This is a genomic window from Streptosporangium sp. LJ11, from assembly GCF_051918945.1.
Taxonomy (GTDB): Bacteria; Actinomycetota; Actinomycetes; order Streptosporangiales; family Streptosporangiaceae; genus Streptosporangium.
Genome location: NZ_JBPXMB010000011.1, coordinates 98,125 through 114,546 on the forward strand (window position 1 = coordinate 98,125; position 16,422 = coordinate 114,546).

9 protein-coding genes are annotated in these 16,422 nt (G+C 70.5%); 5 read left to right on the top strand and 4 right to left on the bottom strand.

Translation table 11 applies throughout. From position 1 onward, the window contains the following. Positions 1-91: 91 nt before the first annotated feature. The 3 genes from ACTOQ3_RS17875 (at position 92) to ACTOQ3_RS17885 (ending at position 3,467) form a co-directional block, all read left to right on the top strand. Positions 92-1,456, top strand: a complete 1,365-nt coding sequence (locus tag ACTOQ3_RS17875) for an FAD-binding oxidoreductase (RefSeq protein WP_440084513.1) — start codon at positions 92-94, stop codon at positions 1,454-1,456. A gap of 146 nt (positions 1,457-1,602) precedes the next feature. After that, a complete protein-coding gene (locus ACTOQ3_RS17880; protein ID WP_440084514.1) occupies positions 1,603-2,133 on the top strand; it encodes a MarR family winged helix-turn-helix transcriptional regulator in 531 nt (176 codons plus the stop codon). Next, on the top strand, positions 2,130-3,467 hold the full coding sequence (locus ACTOQ3_RS17885) for an MFS transporter (RefSeq protein ID WP_440084515.1): 1,338 nt from the start codon (positions 2,130-2,132) through the stop codon (positions 3,465-3,467). The genes ACTOQ3_RS17880 and ACTOQ3_RS17885 overlap by 4 nt, the downstream gene beginning before the upstream one ends. 43 nt (positions 3,468-3,510) lie before the next feature. Here ACTOQ3_RS17885 and ACTOQ3_RS17890 read toward each other — a convergent pair whose 3' ends face one another. From ACTOQ3_RS17890 to ACTOQ3_RS17900, 3 genes are read right to left on the bottom strand one after another with little or no spacing between them, the layout of a single operon-like run. After that, a complete protein-coding gene (locus ACTOQ3_RS17890; protein ID WP_440084516.1) occupies positions 3,511-4,824 on the bottom strand; it encodes a maltokinase N-terminal cap-like domain-containing protein in 1,314 nt (437 codons plus the stop codon). Between the two features lie 4 nt (positions 4,825-4,828). After that, a complete protein-coding gene (gene treS / locus ACTOQ3_RS17895) occupies positions 4,829-6,532 on the bottom strand; it encodes a maltose alpha-D-glucosyltransferase (RefSeq protein ID WP_440084517.1) in 1,704 nt (567 codons plus the stop codon). Positions 6,533-6,577: 45 nt separating this feature from the next. Continuing rightward, positions 6,578-8,710, bottom strand: coding sequence for an alpha-1,4-glucan--maltose-1-phosphate maltosyltransferase (locus ACTOQ3_RS17900; protein ID WP_440084518.1), 2,133 nt, complete (start codon positions 8,708-8,710; stop codon positions 6,578-6,580). 352 nt (positions 8,711-9,062) lie between these two features. Between ACTOQ3_RS17900 and glgP the strand changes: the two genes are divergently transcribed. Further along, positions 9,063-11,645 (top strand): alpha-glucan family phosphorylase, encoded by a 2,583-nt coding sequence (glgP, locus tag ACTOQ3_RS17905; RefSeq protein ID WP_440084519.1) that lies wholly within the window; start codon positions 9,063-9,065, stop codon positions 11,643-11,645. A gap of 379 nt (positions 11,646-12,024) precedes the next feature. Here glgP and ACTOQ3_RS17910 read toward each other — a convergent pair whose 3' ends face one another. Further along, entirely contained in the window at positions 12,025-13,893 is a 1,869-nt protein-coding gene (locus ACTOQ3_RS17910; RefSeq protein WP_440084642.1) for an FAD-dependent oxidoreductase, read from the bottom strand. Positions 13,894-14,230: 337 nt separating this feature from the next. Between ACTOQ3_RS17910 and ACTOQ3_RS17915 the strand changes: the two genes are divergently transcribed. Next, positions 14,231-16,351 (top strand): amylo-alpha-1,6-glucosidase, encoded by a 2,121-nt coding sequence (locus ACTOQ3_RS17915; RefSeq protein ID WP_440084520.1) that lies wholly within the window; start codon positions 14,231-14,233, stop codon positions 16,349-16,351. Positions 16,352-16,422 lie beyond the last annotated feature (71 nt).

Genomic DNA, 16,422 nt, shown 5'->3' on the forward strand with positions numbered 1-16,422 from the left:
CGGCATGTCCGGGGCGCGGAGTCTGTGACCTAAATCATCTTAAAAATAGCTAAAACGGAGAATCTTCACCATGTCCTCCTCGTCACCCGTGATGGATCTCAATGAGCTCAGGGATGTTCTCGACGGCGTCCTGGTCCGCCCCTCCTCTCCCGGCTGGGACGCGGCACGGGCCGCCTGGCAGCTGGCCGTCGACCAGCGGCCCGCCGCCGTCGTGCGGGCGGCCTCCGTGCGCGACGTCGTGGCCACCGTCGAGGCGGCGGCCAGGCTCGGCCTGCGGGTCGCACCGCAGGCGACCGGGCACAACGCCGCCCCCCTCGGGCCGCTCGACAGGACGATCCTGCTGCGTACGTCGGCGATGCGAGGGGTCACGATCGACGCCGAGCGCCAGATCGCCAGGGTCGAGGCCGGCGCCCTGTGGGCGGACGTCACCGCGGCGGCGAGTGCCCACGGCCTGACCGGGCTGGCCGGCACGGCCCCAGATGTCGGGGTCGTCGGGTACACCCTCGGCGGCGGGCTGTCGTGGTTCGCCCGCCTGCACGGCCTGGCGGCCAACCACGTGCTGTCGGCGGACATCGTCACCGCCGACGGCGAGTTGCGTACGATCGACGCGACGCGCGACGCCGCCCTGTTCTGGGCCATCCGCGGCGGCGGAGGCAGCTTCGGGGTGGTCACCGCCCTGGAGTTCCGGCTGTTCCCGATCACCGAGGTCCACGCGGGCACGCTGCTGTGGCCGATCGAGCGCGCCGCCGAGATCCTGGGTGCTTGGCGGGAGTGGGTTCGGTCGGTGCCGGAGACGGTGACCTCGATGGGCAGGCTGCTGCGGTTTCCGCCGATACCGCAGATCCCCGAGCCGCTGCGCGGACGCTCCTTCGTCGCCGTCCAGGCCGCGTGCCTGCTGGACCCCACCGTGGCCGATCCTCTGTTCGCCCCGCTGCGCGCGCTCGGCCCCGAGCTGGACACCGTCCGCCCGACCCCGATCACCGAGCTCGGAGCGCTGCACATGGACCCGCAGGAGCCGACCCCGATCGCCGGCGACGGTTTCCAACTGGCCGAATTCTCGCCCTCCGCCCTGGAGGCCCTGCTGCGCGTCGTGGGCCCGCAAGCGGACGTCCCGCTGCTCACCGTCGAGCTGCGCCATCTCGGCGGGGCGCTGGCCCCCGGGCAGCCGGGAGGCGGCGCGGTCTCCGGCATGGACGCCGCGTTCGCCGTGTTCTCCGCCGGGATCGTCCCGGACGCGGGCGTGGAGGCCGCCGCGCACGCCGTCCTCGACGAGATGAGCGACGCCCTCGCCCCCTGGAAGGCCGAGACCGCCTTCCGCAACTTCACCGAACGGTCCGGGCCGAGGTTCGACCGCCTCGAGACCCACATCAGGCTGCAGCGGATCAAGGCCACCTACGACCCCACCGACCTGATCCACGCCAACCACCCCGTCGCACCGGCCAGCTACCTGCACTGACCTGAGAGGTCGGGTACGCGGCCGTACTCGCCGGCGAGGCGGCCGGGCCGCGCAGCGCGCGGATCGTCCCGGGACCGGGGAGAGGCGGTCGCCGTCCGCCGGCCTCAACGGGCGCAAAATTATGTGAGTGCTGTTATATTAGCGCTATGACATCTCTGGATCCCACCGCCTCGCCCGGGCGGTGGGACACGGTCCACGCCCTGCTGGCCGCCCTGGACGCCCAGATCGAGTCGTTGTACACCGAGCGGGGCATCCGGGGGGTCCGTCCCCGGTTCGCCTATCCGCTGATCCGCCTCGCGCACACCGGGCCGCTCACGATCCGCGAGCTGGCGGAATCGCTGGGCCGCTCGCACTCCGCGATGAGCCAGACGCTCACCGCGATGCGCCGCGAGGGACTGGTCGACTCCGAGTCCGGCACCGACGCGCGCACGCGCCGCATCACCCTGACCGGCCGCGGCCGCGCGCTCGTCCCCTTCCTCGAAGCCGAGTGGCGCGCGACCGAGGCCGCCGTCGCCGAACTCGACGACGAGATCCCGCACGCGCTCAGTGCCGTCGTCGCCGAGCTGGAACGTGCCCTGGAGCGGCGGCCCATGCGGGATCGGATCCTGGCCCACCTCGACGAGCCTCCCGCAGCCCCGGAGTCCCCGGCCGCCTCGGCGGGGGAGCCGCACCCGTGACCTGGCGCGAGCGGCTGATCGACGTCCGCCCCCTGCGAGGCAGCCGGCCGTTCCGCGACCTGTGGATCGGCTCCTCCCTCTCCTCGCTCGGCCGGCAGATCGCCGGCGTCGCCGTCCTGCTGCAGGTCTGGGAGCTCACGCGCAGCCCGCTCTGGACCGGCGCCATCGGCCTCGCGACAGCCGTGCCCCTTCTCGTCCTCGGCCTGGTCGGCGGATCACTCGCCGACGCCGTCGACCGCAGGACCCTGGTCCGTGCCACCACCGCGGGCCAGATCCTGCTGGCCGTGGGCCTCGTGGCGCAGGCCGCCGCGGGCAACCGGTCGGTCCTGCTGCTGCTCGCCCTGGTCGCCGCCCAGTCCGGCTGCGCGGCGCTCGGCGCCCCGGCGAAGCGCACCTTCCCCGTCCGGTTGCTCCCCGCCGACCAGGTCGCCGCCGGGCTCGCCCTGCAGAACGTCGCCTTCCAGGCCTCCATGCTCCTCGGGCCCGCCCTCGCCGGCCTCGTGCTCGCGCGGTGGCACTATCCCGCCGCGTACGCGTTCCAGGCACTCGCCGCCGTCGCGTCGCTGGTCGCGGTGGTCCGGCTGCCTCCGATGGCCGTGCTGCGCACCGGCGACGACCAGCCGTCCGGGTACGGCGGGCGCCGGGAGCACGGCCCGGCCCGAGAGGGCCGGCGGATCATCTTCCGGCGCCCCGCCCTGTGGGGCTCCCTCGCCACCGACCTCGCCGCCACCCTCCTGGCCATGCCGATCGCGCTCTTCCCCCTGATCAACGAGATCCGCTTCGAGGGCGCGCCCCAGACCCTGGGACTCTTCCTGTCCGCGATCGCGGTCGGCGGGCTGGGGGCGGGCCTGCTCTCCGGGACCGTCACCCGGCTCCGTCGCGGCGGTCTCGTCCAGCTCCTCGCGGCCACGGTCTGGGGTCTGGCCCTCGCCGGGTTCGGCCTGGCCGGACCCCTCTGGCTCGCCCTCGGCTGCCTGGTCCTCGCCGGTGCGGCAGACACCGTCTCCGTGGTCACCCGGGGCGCGCTGGTCCAGCTCGAGACCCCCGACCTCTACCGCGGGCGGGTCTCCTCGGTCGAGCACGTCATCGGCGTCGCCGGTCCCGAGGCCGGCAACTTCCGCGGGGGACTTCTCGCCTCCCTGACGTCCGCGCCCGTGGCGCTCGTCGTGGGCGGCCTGGGAGCCGCGCTGGCCGTCGTCGCCATCGGCCTGGTCAACCGGCCCCTGCGCGACTACCGCACCCCGCCCGTGCCGGAGAATCCGCTGCCTCCCGAGGCGACGACCCCCGTGCAGACGACTTCCGCACGGACGGAGGGCACGAGCGAACCGCGATGACCGCGGATCGGCCGCCGGAGGCGCCGCACGATCGCGCGGACCGTCAGCGGCCCAGCTGGAAGGCCGACATCGGGATGTGCAGCCAGGTCGGCCGGTTACGGGACTCGTACACCACCTCGTACGCGGCCTTGTCGAGTTCCAGGGCGCGCAGCAGGACGGCGTCCTCGGCGCGGAGGTGGCCGCCTCCGGCGGAGTAGCCCGCCAGGAAGGAGGAGCGGTTGAGCTCGGCCCACTCCACCGCGCGGGGGCGGAGCTCGTCGGCGTTGGAGTGGTCGGCCAGCAGGTGGCGGGCGGCGTAGTCGAAGGAGCGGAGCATCCCGGCCACGTCCCGCAGCGGGGAGGACAGGGCGCGGCGCTCGGCGATGGGCTGGCCAGGCTCGCCCTCGAAGTCGAGGATGATCCAGTCGTTGGTGGTGCGCATCACCTGGCCGAGGTGGTAGTCGCCGTGGACGCGCTGGACGGGCATCTCCCGGGCCACGTCGGAGACCCGCTGGTACGCCTCCTCGGCGACGTGGGCGTGCTCGCCGAGAGCGGGCACCTCGTCCACCGCGACGCCCAGGCGGCGGCGGAACTCCTCGACCATCCGCTTGACCTCCTGCGACTCGATCACGTCGGTCGGGAAGGCGGCGGCCATCTCCCGGTGGACCGTGGCGGTGGTGACGCCGAGGCGGTAGGCCTCGGAGCTGAAGTCGCCGCCCGCGTCGGAGGCCGACGGTTCGAGGGAGCCGTACAGGTCGCGGACGCTGGCCAGGGCGAGGGCCCAGCCGTCGTTGGCGTTCGACAGGAACTCCTGGGTCATCGCCAGCGTGGTGGTCTCGCCGTCGAGGTCGGTCTCGATCCAGCCGTACGGCCGGGCGATGTGCGTGCCGTCGCGGCGGGCCAGCGCGGTGACGATCTCCAGCTCGGGGTTCACCCCGGCGGTCAGCCGGCGGAACAGCTTGCAGATGTAGGTGTCGCCGTACACCAGCGAGGTGTTGGACTGCTCTGCGCCGAGGACCAGGCTGCGTTTGGAGGTGTCGATCTCCACCCCGTCGAGGTGGCGGAAGCGGAGCGCGCCCAGGTCGCGGCCGGAGGCCATGCCCTCGAGCAGGGTGCCGGTGAGGTCGGCGTCGTAGGCGGCGTCGTAGTAGCCGCCGCCGATGTGGGCCGGTTTGAAGCGGGCCCACTCCGGCGCCTCGCTGCCGAGCAGCAGCTGGTAGCGGTCGCGGGCCCCCGACTGGTGAACGGAGATGATCAGGTGGCGCAGGCGTGGTGACAGCTCCACGTCCGAGTCGACGACGAGGTCGTCGATCGGGCGCCCCTTACCGGCGAACCATCGTTGCTGGGTGATCCAACCGGTAAGGAGCTCCGTCAACACGGCTTTACGCCTCCTGGGATGCGGGTGGCAGGGTGAACCAGTAGAACCCATGCCCAGGAAGAGTCAAAAGATACGGAAGCTCGCCAATCGCTGGGAAAGGAACCCCGCCCATCGTCTCCACGGGAACCGATCCCTCGAAGCGGCGAAGATCGAGCTCCACCGGCTGCGGGAACCGGGACAGGTTGTTGACGCACAGCATCCGGTCGTCGCCGAGCTCGCGCACGAAAGCGAGGACGCTCGGGTTGGACGAGTTCAGCTCGGTGAACTCGCCCAGGCCGAAGACCGGGTGCCGCTTGCGGATGTCGATCATCCGCTTGGTCCAGTGCAGCAGCGAGCCCGCGCTGCGCTGCTGCGCCTCGACGTTGAGCGCCTGGTAGCCGTAGATCGGGTCCATGATGACCGGGAGATACAGGCGGCCCGGGTCGCAGTCGGAGAATCCAGCGTTGCGGTCGGGGCTCCACTGCATGGGGGTACGGACACCGTCGCGGTCGCCCAGCCAGATGTTGTCCCCCATCCCGATCTCATCGCCGTAGTACAGCACGGGAGATCCCGGAAGGGAGAGCAGCAACGCCGTGAACAGCTCAATCTGGTTGCGATCGTTCTCCAGCAGCGGGGCGAGCCGCCGCCGGATGCCGACGTTGGCGCGCATCCGGGGGTCCTTGGCGTACTCCGAGTACATGTAGTCGCGCTCGTCGTCCGTGACCATCTCGAGCGTGAGCTCGTCGTGGTTGCGCAGGAAGATGCCCCACTGGCAGTTCTCCGGGATCTTCGGCGTCTGGGCCATGATCTCGGAGATGGGGTAGCGCGACTCCCGCCTGACCGCCATGAAGATGCGCGGCATCAGCGGGAAGTGGAACGCCATGTGGCACTCGTCGCCCCCGGTGGCGGGGTCGCCGAAGTACTCGACCACGTCGGCGGGCCACTGGTTGGCCTCGGCCAGCAGCACCCGGTCGGGGTAGAGGCGGTCGACCTCCGCCCTGACCCGCTTCAGGTACTCGTGGGTGCGGGGCAGGTTCTCGCAGTTGGTGCCGTCCTGCTCGAAGAGGTACGGGATGGCGTCCATCCGGAAGCCGTCGATGCCCAGGTCCAGCCAGAAGCGCAGCACCTCCAGCATCGCGTCCTGCACGTCCGGGTTCTCGTAGTTGAGGTCCGGCTGGTGCGAGAAGAAGCGGTGCCAGTAGTACTGGCCCCGGACCGGGTCGTGGGACCAGTTGGACGTCTCGGTGTCGATGAAGATGACCCGGGCGTCCTTGTAGAGCTCGTCGTGGTCGTTCCAGACGTAGAAGTCGCCGAACGGCCCCTCGGGGTCGTGGCGGGAGGCCTGGAACCACGGGTGCTGGTCGCTGGTGTGGTTCATCACCAGGTCGGCGATGACCCGCATGCCGCGCTTGTGCGCCTCGTCGACCAGCTTCACGAAGTCTCCGAGGTCGCCGAAATCAGGAAGGATCTTCATGAAGTCGGCGATGTCGTACCCGCCGTCGCGCAGCGGCGACTCGTACAGCGGAAGCAGCCAGAGGCAGTCGACACCGAGCCACTGGAGATAGTCCAGTCTCTGGATGAGACCGCGGATGTCTCCGGTGCCGTCGCCGTTGGAATCGGCGAAGCCCCGGATGAGAACCTCGTAGAAGACAGCTCGCTTGAACCAGTACGGGTCGCGCGGCTTTTCCTCGTCGAAGGTGTTAGGAATTGGCTCAGGTAGCTGACTCACCAGTGACTCCCCGCTGTTCTGCCGGTATAGGCGTACCCGGCCGGCTCACCGCTGGTTCGCCGCCGCGGCACGCAGAGTGAAGACGTGCGCTGGGTGGATGTGGGGATCGAGGCGCACGTAGTTGTCCTGCCGCCAGCGATACGACTCGCCCGACAGTTCGTCGTCCACGACGAACTCGGCTTGCCAGTCGAGCCCGAGGGCGGGCATGTCCAGCGACACCGTCGCCTCGTGGGTGTTGTGCGGATCCAGGTTCACGACGACGAGGACAACGTCGCCCAGGCCGTGCCGTCGTGTGGCCGTGTCGTAGGCGCCGGGCAACCGCTTGGAGAAGCAGATCACATCCGGGTTGTTGACGCTGTGAAACCGTAGATTACGCAGTTCCTGGAGCGCCGGGTGTGCTCTTCGGAACAAATTGAGTTGTGTAATGAACGGGGCGAGGCTACGGCCTTCTCGCTCGGCCTCTACCCAATCGCGGGGTTTGTACTGATATTTCTCGCTATCAAGGTATTCTTCGCTACCCGGTCTAACCGGCACATTCTCCGCAAGTTCATATCCGGCGTACACGCCCCACGTCGGCATCGCCGTGGCTGCGAGTACTGCTCTGATATAAAATGCCGGGACTCCCCCGTGTTGAAGGTATTCATGGAGAATGTCCGGAGTATTGACGAACACGTTGGGTCGCATGTAGTGCGACGTCTCGTGGGAGAGCTCGCTCAGGTAGTCCTCGACGTCCGAGCGCGAGTTCTTCCACGTGTAGTACGTGTACGACTGGTGGAAACCCACCTTGGCCAGCGTCCGCATCATCGCGGGGCGGGTGAAGGCCTCCGCCAGGAACAATACGTCAGGGTCGGTGGTGTGGACGTCGGCCAGCAGCTTCTCCCAGAAGGCCACCGGCTTGGTGTGCGGGTTGTCCACCCGGAAGATCCGCACGCCGTGGTCCATCCAGAGCCGCACGACCCGCCTGATCTCCTCGTAGATCCCCTTGGGATCCCTGTCGAAGTTCAGCGGGTAGATGTCCTGGTACTTCTTCGGCGGGTTCTCCGCGTACGCGATCGAGCCGTCGGCGCGGATGTTGAACCACTCCGGGTGCTCCCTGACCCACGGGTGGTCGGGCGCGCACTGCAGGGCGAGGTCGATGGCGACCTCCATGCCCAGCTCGCGGGTCTTGGCCACGAAGGCGTCGAAGTCCTCGAACGTGCCCAGGTCGGGGTGGATGGCATCGTGGCCGCCCTCCTCGGAGCCGATCGCCCAGGGTGAGCCGGGGTCGTACGGCTCGGGCGTCAGGGTGTTGTTGCGCCCCTTGCGGAAGCTGTGCCCGATCGGGTGGATCGGCGGCAGGTAGACGACGTCGAAACCCATCTTCGCCACGGCGGGCAGCCGCTTGGCGGCGGTCTGGAAGGTCCCGGACTTGGGGGCGACGCCCTGCTCGATGATCGCGCCCTCGGAGCGCGGGAAGAACTCGTACCACGACCCGAACAGCGCCCTGCGGCGGTGCACCAGGACCGTGCGCGGGGCCGATCTCGTCACCAGGTCGCGCAGCGGGTGGGCGCGCAGCATCGCCGCCGTCTCCGGCATCTGGGCCACGGCGAACCGGGCGCGCGGGTCGATCTCGGTGTCGCGCAGCCTCGCCGCGACGGCCTGGAGCGCGGCCCGGTGCCCGCAGACGTGCTGCTGCGTCACCTTGGCGCCCCTGGCCGTCCGCGCCGCCGGGGTCCTGCCGCTCACCGGCCTGCCGGTCGCGACCGGGCCGGTGGCGGGGACGGCCGCCGGCCCGCACTCGGCGGCCCGCACCGCCCTCGCCGCGCGGTCGAAGAGACGGGCACCCTCCTCGCACATCAGGTCGGCGTCCAGGTCACGTGGGATCTTGATGCCCGCGTCGTGCAACCAGGTGGCCATGGGATCACTCCACGCCTCCACCCGGAAACGCCACTCACCCTCGGTGGGCAGCGTCACCTCCACGCCCCACCGGTCGGTGCCGGGGGCGAGCTCGCGCATGGGCAGCAGGGGACCGCGCACGCCGCCGGGACCGGTGAACACGGCCCCCGCCGCGACCGCGTCGTGTCCCTCACGGAACACGGTCGCGGAGATCTCGAAGGTCTCACCCGCGGCGGCCTTGGCGGGGCGGCGCCCGCAGTCGACCGTGGGGTGGATGTCCTGGATTGGGATTCGTCCGATCATCGCGTCTCAAGGTAGCGGCGGCACGCCCGGTACCGCCGGAGAAGTCAGCAAGGAAAGATCTTCGTTTTTTCAAGCATCCCCGGGCGGCCGGTCTCGGGGCAAGCGGGAGCATGCCCTGATGGGACGGCCGGTTCCCGAGGGCGGCATGTTCTGGCTCGTATGTCCGGTGCCCCAATAGTCCAGCTTCATGCGTCCCTCTGGATAGAGTGCGGCACCTCTTACTCTTCCGCGAGTCGCCCTAACAGTCGATCACCTGCCTTTGATGTGTTTGGGGTGGATTGATAGCGGTGAGAGGGAGACGCGTGAGTGTTGGGGTCGCCCTCGTGGCGCTGAGTAACTAGGGTCTGGCACCGTGAGAGCAATCCGCAGGTTTACCGTCCGCACCGTCCTGCCGCCGGAGCTGGCCTCCCTCGGCGAGCTCGTCCTCAATTTGCGCTGGTCATGGCACCCGGAGACATTGGATCTGTTCGGCGAGGTCGATCCGGCCATCTGGGGGCGTGTCGGGTACGACCCCGTCGCCCTGCTGGGCGCCGTGCAGGCCGACCGGCTCCGCGAGCTGGCCGCCGACCGCCGCTTCCTGAGGCGACTGGCCGACGCCGCCGACGATCTCCGCGAGTACATGACCGCCCCCCGGTGGTACCAGACCATGTCCGACGCCCCCAAGGCCATCGCCTACTTCTCTCCCGAGTACGGCATCGCCGCCGCCCTGCCGCAGTACTCGGGCGGGCTCGGCATCCTCGCCGGTGACCACCTCAAGGCCGCGAGCGACCTCGGCGTGCCCATCCTGGCCGTCGGCCTGCTGTACCGGCACGGCTACTTCACCCAGTCCCTCTCGCCCGAGGGCTGGCAGCTGGAGCACTATCCCTCCCTCGACCCCGGCGGCCTGCCGCTCACCCTCCTGCGGGAGGAGGACGGCACCCCGGTACGCATCAAGATCAGCCTCCCCGAGCACCGCACGCTGCACGCCCAGGTCTGGGTGCTCCAGGTCGGCAGGGTGCCGCTGCTGCTGCTCGACTCCGACGTGGCCGAGAACGACACCGCCGCCCGCGACGTCACCGACCGCCTGTACGGCGGCGGCGGCGACCACCGGCTGCTCCAGGAGCTGCTGCTCGGTGTCGGCGGCGTCCGCGCCATCCGCGCCTACTGCCGGGTCACCGGGCACGCCGAGCCCGAGGTGTTCCACACCAACGAGGGTCACGCCGGCTTCCTCGGCCTGGAGCGCATCCGCGAGCTCACCGAGGCCAGGCTCTCCTTCGACGAGGCCCTGGAGGCGGTCAGGGCCGGGACCGTCTTCACCACGCACACCCCCGTGCCCGCCGGGATCGACCGCTTCCCCGCGGAGATGATCGGCCGCCAGTTCGGCGGCGAGAACGCGTGGCCCACGGTCCCCGTCGACCGCATCCTCGCGCTGGGCGCCGAGGAGGAGCCGGGCAAGTTCAACATGGCCGCGATGGGCATGCGGCTGGCCCAGCGGGTCAACGGCGTCTCGGAGCTGCACGGCGCCGTGAGCCGGGAGATGTTCCAGAGCCTGTGGCCGGGCTTCGACACCGAAGAGGTCCCGATCGGGTTCATCACCAACGGCGTGCACGCCCCCACCTGGGTCGGCCGGGAGATCATGGAGCTGGCCGGCAGGGAGCTGCCCACCCTGGTCGACCGCGCCCAGGGCTGGGAGAGCATCGGCAAGATCTCCGACGGAGACGTCTGGGGCATCAGGGGCCGGCTGCGCGAGAAGCTGGTCGTCGCGGCCCGCGTGCGGCTCCGCCAGTCGTGGATCAACCGGGGCGCCTCGCAGGCCGAGCTCGGCTGGATCGACGACGCCCTCGACCCCGAGGTGCTCACCATCGGCTTCGCCCGCCGGGTGCCCTCCTACAAGCGGCTCACCCTGATGCTGTCCGACCCCGACCGGCTCCGCGCGCTGCTGCTCGACCCCGCCAGGCCGGTGCAGATCGTGATCGCGGGCAAGGCCCACCCGGCCGACGAGGGCGGCAAGAAGCTCATCCAGCAGATCGTGAAGTTCGCCGACTCCGAGGACGTGCGGCACCGCATCGTCTTCCTGCCCGACTACGACATGGCCCTGGGCCAGCTGCTCGTCCAGGGCTGCGACGTGTGGATGAACAACCCGCTGCGCCCGCTGGAGGCGTGCGGCACGTCCGGGATGAAGGCCGCGCTCAACGGCGGGCTCAACCTGTCCATCCGGGACGGCTGGTGGGACGAGTGGTACGACGGCACCAACGGCTGGGCCATCCCCACCGCCGACGGCGTCGCCGACCCCGACCGCCGCGACGAGCTCGAGGCCGCCGCCCTGTACGACCTGATCGAGCACGAGGTGGCCGACCGGTTCTACGACCGGGCCGACGGGCTGCCCCGGCGCTGGCTGGAGATGGTCAGGCACACCCTGGCCTCGCTCGGCCCCAAGGTGCTCGCCGGGCGGATGCTCCGCGACTACGTGGTCGACCTCTACACGCCGGCCGCCAGGTCCGCCCGTGCCCTCTCCGGGGAGGGGTACGAGCAGGCCAGGGGCTTCGCGGCGTGGAAGCTCAAGGTCGGCAGGGCCTGGCCGGGCGTGCGGGTCGAGCACGTGGAGGCCTCGGGCCTGGGCGACAGCACCCCGGAGCTCGGGACGTCCGTGGAACTGAAGGCCACCATCGCCCTCGGCGAGTTGGAGCCCGGGGACATCCGGGTCCAGGCGGCCTACGGCCGGGTCGGCGACCACGACGACCTGGCGGCCCCCTCCTACGCCGACCTGACCGTCGAGTCCGAGGGCGACGACGGCAGGGCCGTCTTCGCCGGGACCATCCCCCTCGACCGCACCGGGCCCTTCGGCTACACCGTCCGGGTCGTTCCCGACCACCCGCTGGTGGCGTCGACCTCGGAGCTCGGCCTGGTCGCGGTGCCCGAGGAGCCCGTCGGCATGACCAACGGCACCCTGCGCTGACCACGTGACCGTCCGGCGCGCGCCGGACGGCGGGACCCCCGTGCTCCTCCCGGTTTCCGGCGAGGGGCGCGGGGGTCTTCGCGTTCCCGCGGGGTGAGGGGGTGAGCGGCCGTGCGGGGTCTCGCACACGGTCTTCGCGTACGACGTCCACGGACGGCGTCGCGACACCGGTGCTTTTCTGAAGTGTCCGCGTGCCGACACGTTGCGTGGTGAGGTGGGTAGGGTTGAGCACTCGATCCCTGGCGCCCGAGAGAGGTTCCCGGCGCCGTGACCCCGGAGCGCGCCTGATCGTACGGCGCCCCGGTGGCGCGTGGCCCGCGGAGGTCGGTGCCGCGGGCCACGCGGAGAAACCCCGTGGTGAGGGGTGAGGGGTGAGGGGTCAGGCGTTGGCCTCCAGGGCGGTGCGGACCGCCGACTCCAGGGCGCCCTCGATCCAGGAGTGCTTCAGCGAGGTGTGCTCACCCGCGAAGTGCAGCCGCCCCACGGGGGCGGCGATGGCGGGGTGGATCTCGGTCATCTGGCCCGGTGTGAAGACGGCGGCCTCGCCGAAGGCGTAGCGGTTGCGCAGCCAGCTCTGGGTCATGCCGTGGCCGGTGTAGAACTCGGAGATGCGCTCCCCGTGCACCTCCTGCAGCCCCCGCAGCGCGTGACCGTAGCGCTCGGCGTCGTCCATGGAGTCCCAGCGGGAGGCGTCGTCGGCCCACGCGTAGCTGGCCAGCACGACGCCGCCCTCACTGCCGCGCACCGGATGGGACGGGAAGTAGACGAACCGGTTGGCGTTGTCGGTGACCGATCCGCCGCCCGTCACGTGGGCCGCGGGCCCCGGGCGGTAGCGGGAGCCGAGCTCACGCCGCCAGTCCCGCTCGTCGAACTCCCACCAGCGCCTGCGGAACTCCAGCAGCACCTTGGTCGCGGAGTCGTAGTGCAGCTCGATCACCGCGCGCCGCTTCGGGTACGGCAGGGCCGGGGTGATCTCCACGTGGCGCAGCGCGGAGAACGGGATCGTGATGATCGCGAGGTCTCCCTCGAACGTCTCGCCCCTGCCCTGCGGCCTGGAGGCGGACTCGGTGCTGCCCGTCTCGGTGACCGTCTCGACGCGGACGCCCCGCGCGGTGTGCCGGATCCGCACGGCCCGCCGGTCCATCCGGATGTCGCCGCGCAGCCCCGGCGCCAGCCGGTACGGCAGCTCCCGGCTGCCTCCCTCCATCTCCCAGTAGGTCGCGGAGGGATTGACCAGGCTCCGGGTCAGGAAGGTGTGCATGAACGACAGCGGCAGCCGGGAGGTCAGGTTCTCCAGGGTGCCGATGGCGTCGATCGCCGCGTCGCTCAGCCGGGCGTGCTCACGCAGGAAGCGGTTCATCGAGTGGTCGTCGAAGTCGTACAGGACGCGGGCCCAGCCCTCGATCAGCTCCGGCAGTGGCTTGTCGACCCGCGTCCCGCCGCGGACGACGGAGAAGTAGTCCCTGACCGGGTCGAGCGCGTCGTCCAGGATCCTGCCCGCGGTCCTGCCGTCCCGCAGCCCGAACGAGGCGTTGATCTCGCGCGGGTTCCTGGCGTACTCGTCGCGGCGCTGGGTGATGCCGTTGACCCGGATCAGGGTGTGGTTCGCCCGCTCCGGCGCGGTGAACTCCCCCCGGGACGGGCCGGAGCGCCAGACCGGGCCGCGGCGCGGGGTGTAGACGACGGGCGGTGTCGGGCCGCTCGCCGCGTCGCCCGGCCGCACGTCGACGTTGTAGAACAGGCGCCGGGAGATGCCGAGCTTGTCGATCAGGGCCAGGGTGAGCGGGTGGAAGTCGGGGATGCGCATCGCCCCCGCCTCGGCGTACTGCCGCCGGTCGGCGAAACCGGTCTGGAAGGTCTTGATCCGGCCGCCGATCCGGTTGCCGTTGGCCTCGATGACGGTGACCCGGTGCCCGGCCCGCTTCAGCAGCGTCGCGGCCACCAGCCCGGCGATCCCGGCGCCGACGACGAGGATCTTCTTGGGGGAGCGGGTCCTGGGCAGGCCCTTGTCGATCAGCACCTTGAGGTATTCGAGCTTGAGGTCCGAGCCGTCCTCGCCGACGAGCAACAGATCCCGGGCCACCCGGGTGCAGGTGTCCCAGCGCCTCGCGTCGCGCGGCTCCCTCCCGGTGCGTGCGGGGGCCGGGTCCGTGAGCGAGACCGCCGCCGCGACCGCCGGTTCCACGGCCGAGCCCATCGCTCCCACGGCGCCCAGCCCGGCCAACCTGGCGAACCCTCGCCGGTTCATCCCTGGCACGACATCCTCCCTTTCACGGTCACTGTAAGTAATTGAATGACTACTATCGGTTCAAGTTCAGGTATGCCAGGTTCTTTGTGGTTGTGACTCCAACCGGTCGCACAGGATCCGTCTTTCGCGGCTTTTGTCGTATGGGGAGTGCGGGCACGGCCGGGGAGGGGTGTGTGGTTCCGCCGGTGGGCGGCCTCGGGGGACGGGTGCCGGATCGACTCGGACAAAATCCCTCTTATGTGGCAAAGTGCGACAATATACTTCTTTTACATAGTTCTTTCTTGTTTGTGGCGGGAATGGCTATATAGCCGACATCTTGTACACCCTGGAGAGAACAGTGGACGCATGGACCTTCGAGGGCCAGCCGGGCGCGCTGGGCGACACCACGGTCACGCTGGTCGAGGGCGGCTCCTTCTGCGTGTGCGCCCGTAACGGCGACATCCTTCCCGGCGGGGCGCAGGGTGTTTACCACGCCGACACCAGGATCCTGTCGCGCTGGGAGCTGAGGGTGGACGAGCTGCCCGTGGAGGCGCTCAGGGTGCTTCCGGCCGAGCCCTACCACGCGATGTTCCTCGGCAGGGCCGCCCCCCGCCCCGGGCGGGCCGAGGGCAGCCTGCTCGTGATCAGGGACCGCTACGTCGGGGGCGGCCTGCGCGAGGACCTGACCCTGCGCAACCTGTCCGGGGAGCCCGCCGGATGCGTGATCGACATCCACGTCGCCTCCGACGTGGCCGACCTGTTCGAGGTGAAGGCCGGCCGGATCCGGTACGTGACCGACGTGGAGATGACGGCCGACAGGACGGGACTGCTGATCTTCTCCGCCTGCCGCTCGCGCGGCACCAGGGTGGTGGCCGAGCCGTCACCGTTCGCCGTGCCCGGGGTGCTCATCTTCCGCGTCGTCGTGCCCGCGCGGGGTGAGTGGAGCGCCAGCCTGCAGGTCAACCCGATCCTGGACGGTGAGGAGTCGCCCGCGTGGTTCTCCACCCACCGTCCGCTGGAGCACGCGGAGCCCGCCAGGCGGCGCGCCGACTGGGAGCGCCTCAGCCCGATCATCGTCACCTCCGACCGCGTCCTGACCAAGGTTCTGGAGCGTTCCAAGGCGGATCTCGGCGCGCTGCGGCTCTTCGAGCCCGGCAAGCCGGACGAGGCGCCGACGATCGCCGCGGGCGCGCCGTGGTTCATGACCCTGTTCGGCCGCGACTCGCTGCTGACCTCGTGGATGGCGCTCTCGATGGACCAGTGCCTGGCACTGGGCACCCTGAGGCGCCTGGCCGGGTTGCAGGGCACCGCCGACGACCCGCTGACCGAGGAGGAGCCGGGCAAGATCCTGCACGAGCTCCGGTTCGGCACGCAGAGCGGCGCCTCGCCGCACGCGGGCCGCGCCTACTACGGCTCGGTGGACTCGACCCCGCTGTTCGTGATGGTCATGGGCGAGCTGCGCAGGTGGGGCATGTACGGGGGCGCCGTCGAGGAGCTCATGCCGCACGTCGACGCGGCCCTCGACTGGATCCGCAGATCCTCCGACCCGTTCCTGTCCTACCGGCGCAAGACCGACCACGGGCTGATCAACCAGGGGTGGAAGGACTCCTTCGACGGCGTCAACTTCGCCGACGGCACCATCGCCGCCCCTCCCATCGCCCTGGCCGAGGTCCAGGGCTACGTCTACGCCGCCTACATCGCCCGCGCCCACTTCGCCCACGAGATGGGCGACAACGCCCTGGAGGGGCAGTGGACGGTCCGCGCGGAACGCATCAGGGACGCCTTCAACGAGCGCTTCTGGCTGCCGGACCGGGGCCACTACGCCATCGGCCTCGACGGCGCGGGACGCGCCATCGACAGCCTCGCCTCCAACATGGGCCACTGCCTGTGGACCGGCATCGTCGACGAGGACCGGGCCCCCCACGTCGCCGAGCGGCTGCTCTCGCCGGAGATGTTCACCGGGTACGGGGTGCGGACCCTCGCCACCACCATGGGCGCCTACAACCCGATGAGCTACCACAACGGCTCGGTCTGGCCGCACGACAACGCCCTGATCGCGGCCGGGCTGATGCGCTACGGCTTCACGGGCGAGGCCCAGCGGATCGCCTTCGGCCTGCTGGACGCGGCCGAGGTCTTCGGCTGGCGGCTGCCCGAGCTGTTCTGCGGGTTCGACCGGGCCGAGTTCACCTGGCCGGTGCCGTACCCCACCTCCTGCTCCCCGCAGGCGTGGGCCGCGGCGAGTCCCATCCAGCTGATCAGGAGCCTGCTGCGCTTCGAGCCGTGGATCCCGTACGGGCGGGTGTGGCTGGATCCCGTCGGCCTGGAGGGCCTGCGGATCCAGGGACTTCCGCTCGCGGGCTCCCGGGTCACGATCGAGGTCGGCCCGGACGGTGCCGCCGTGGCCGGGCTGCCCGAGGGGATCACCTTGATCAATGAGCCGCGCAGCCCGCTCAACGCCGCCCTGCGGCAGGTCCACTGATCGTTTCTCTCGCGTCCTTCCGGGGCCGCGCCTTTTCTGATTCCGCGTTCTTCCAGGTTCCTGTCTTCTTC

What these genes read in the sequence shown, in the direction of transcription:
- ACTOQ3_RS17910 (WP_440084642.1), bottom strand. Translation starts at nt 13,893, where the DNA reads ATGAACCGGCGAGGGTTCGCCAGGTTGGCCGGGCTGGGCGCCGTGGGA.
- ACTOQ3_RS17900 (WP_440084518.1), bottom strand. Translation starts at nt 8,710, where the DNA reads ATGATCGGACGAATCCCAATCCAGGACATCCACCCCACGGTCGACTGC.
- ACTOQ3_RS17880 (WP_440084514.1), top strand. Translation starts at nt 1,603, where the DNA reads ATGACATCTCTGGATCCCACCGCCTCGCCCGGGCGGTGGGACACGGTC.
- ACTOQ3_RS17875 (WP_440084513.1), top strand. Translation starts at nt 92, where the DNA reads ATGGATCTCAATGAGCTCAGGGATGTTCTCGACGGCGTCCTGGTCCGC.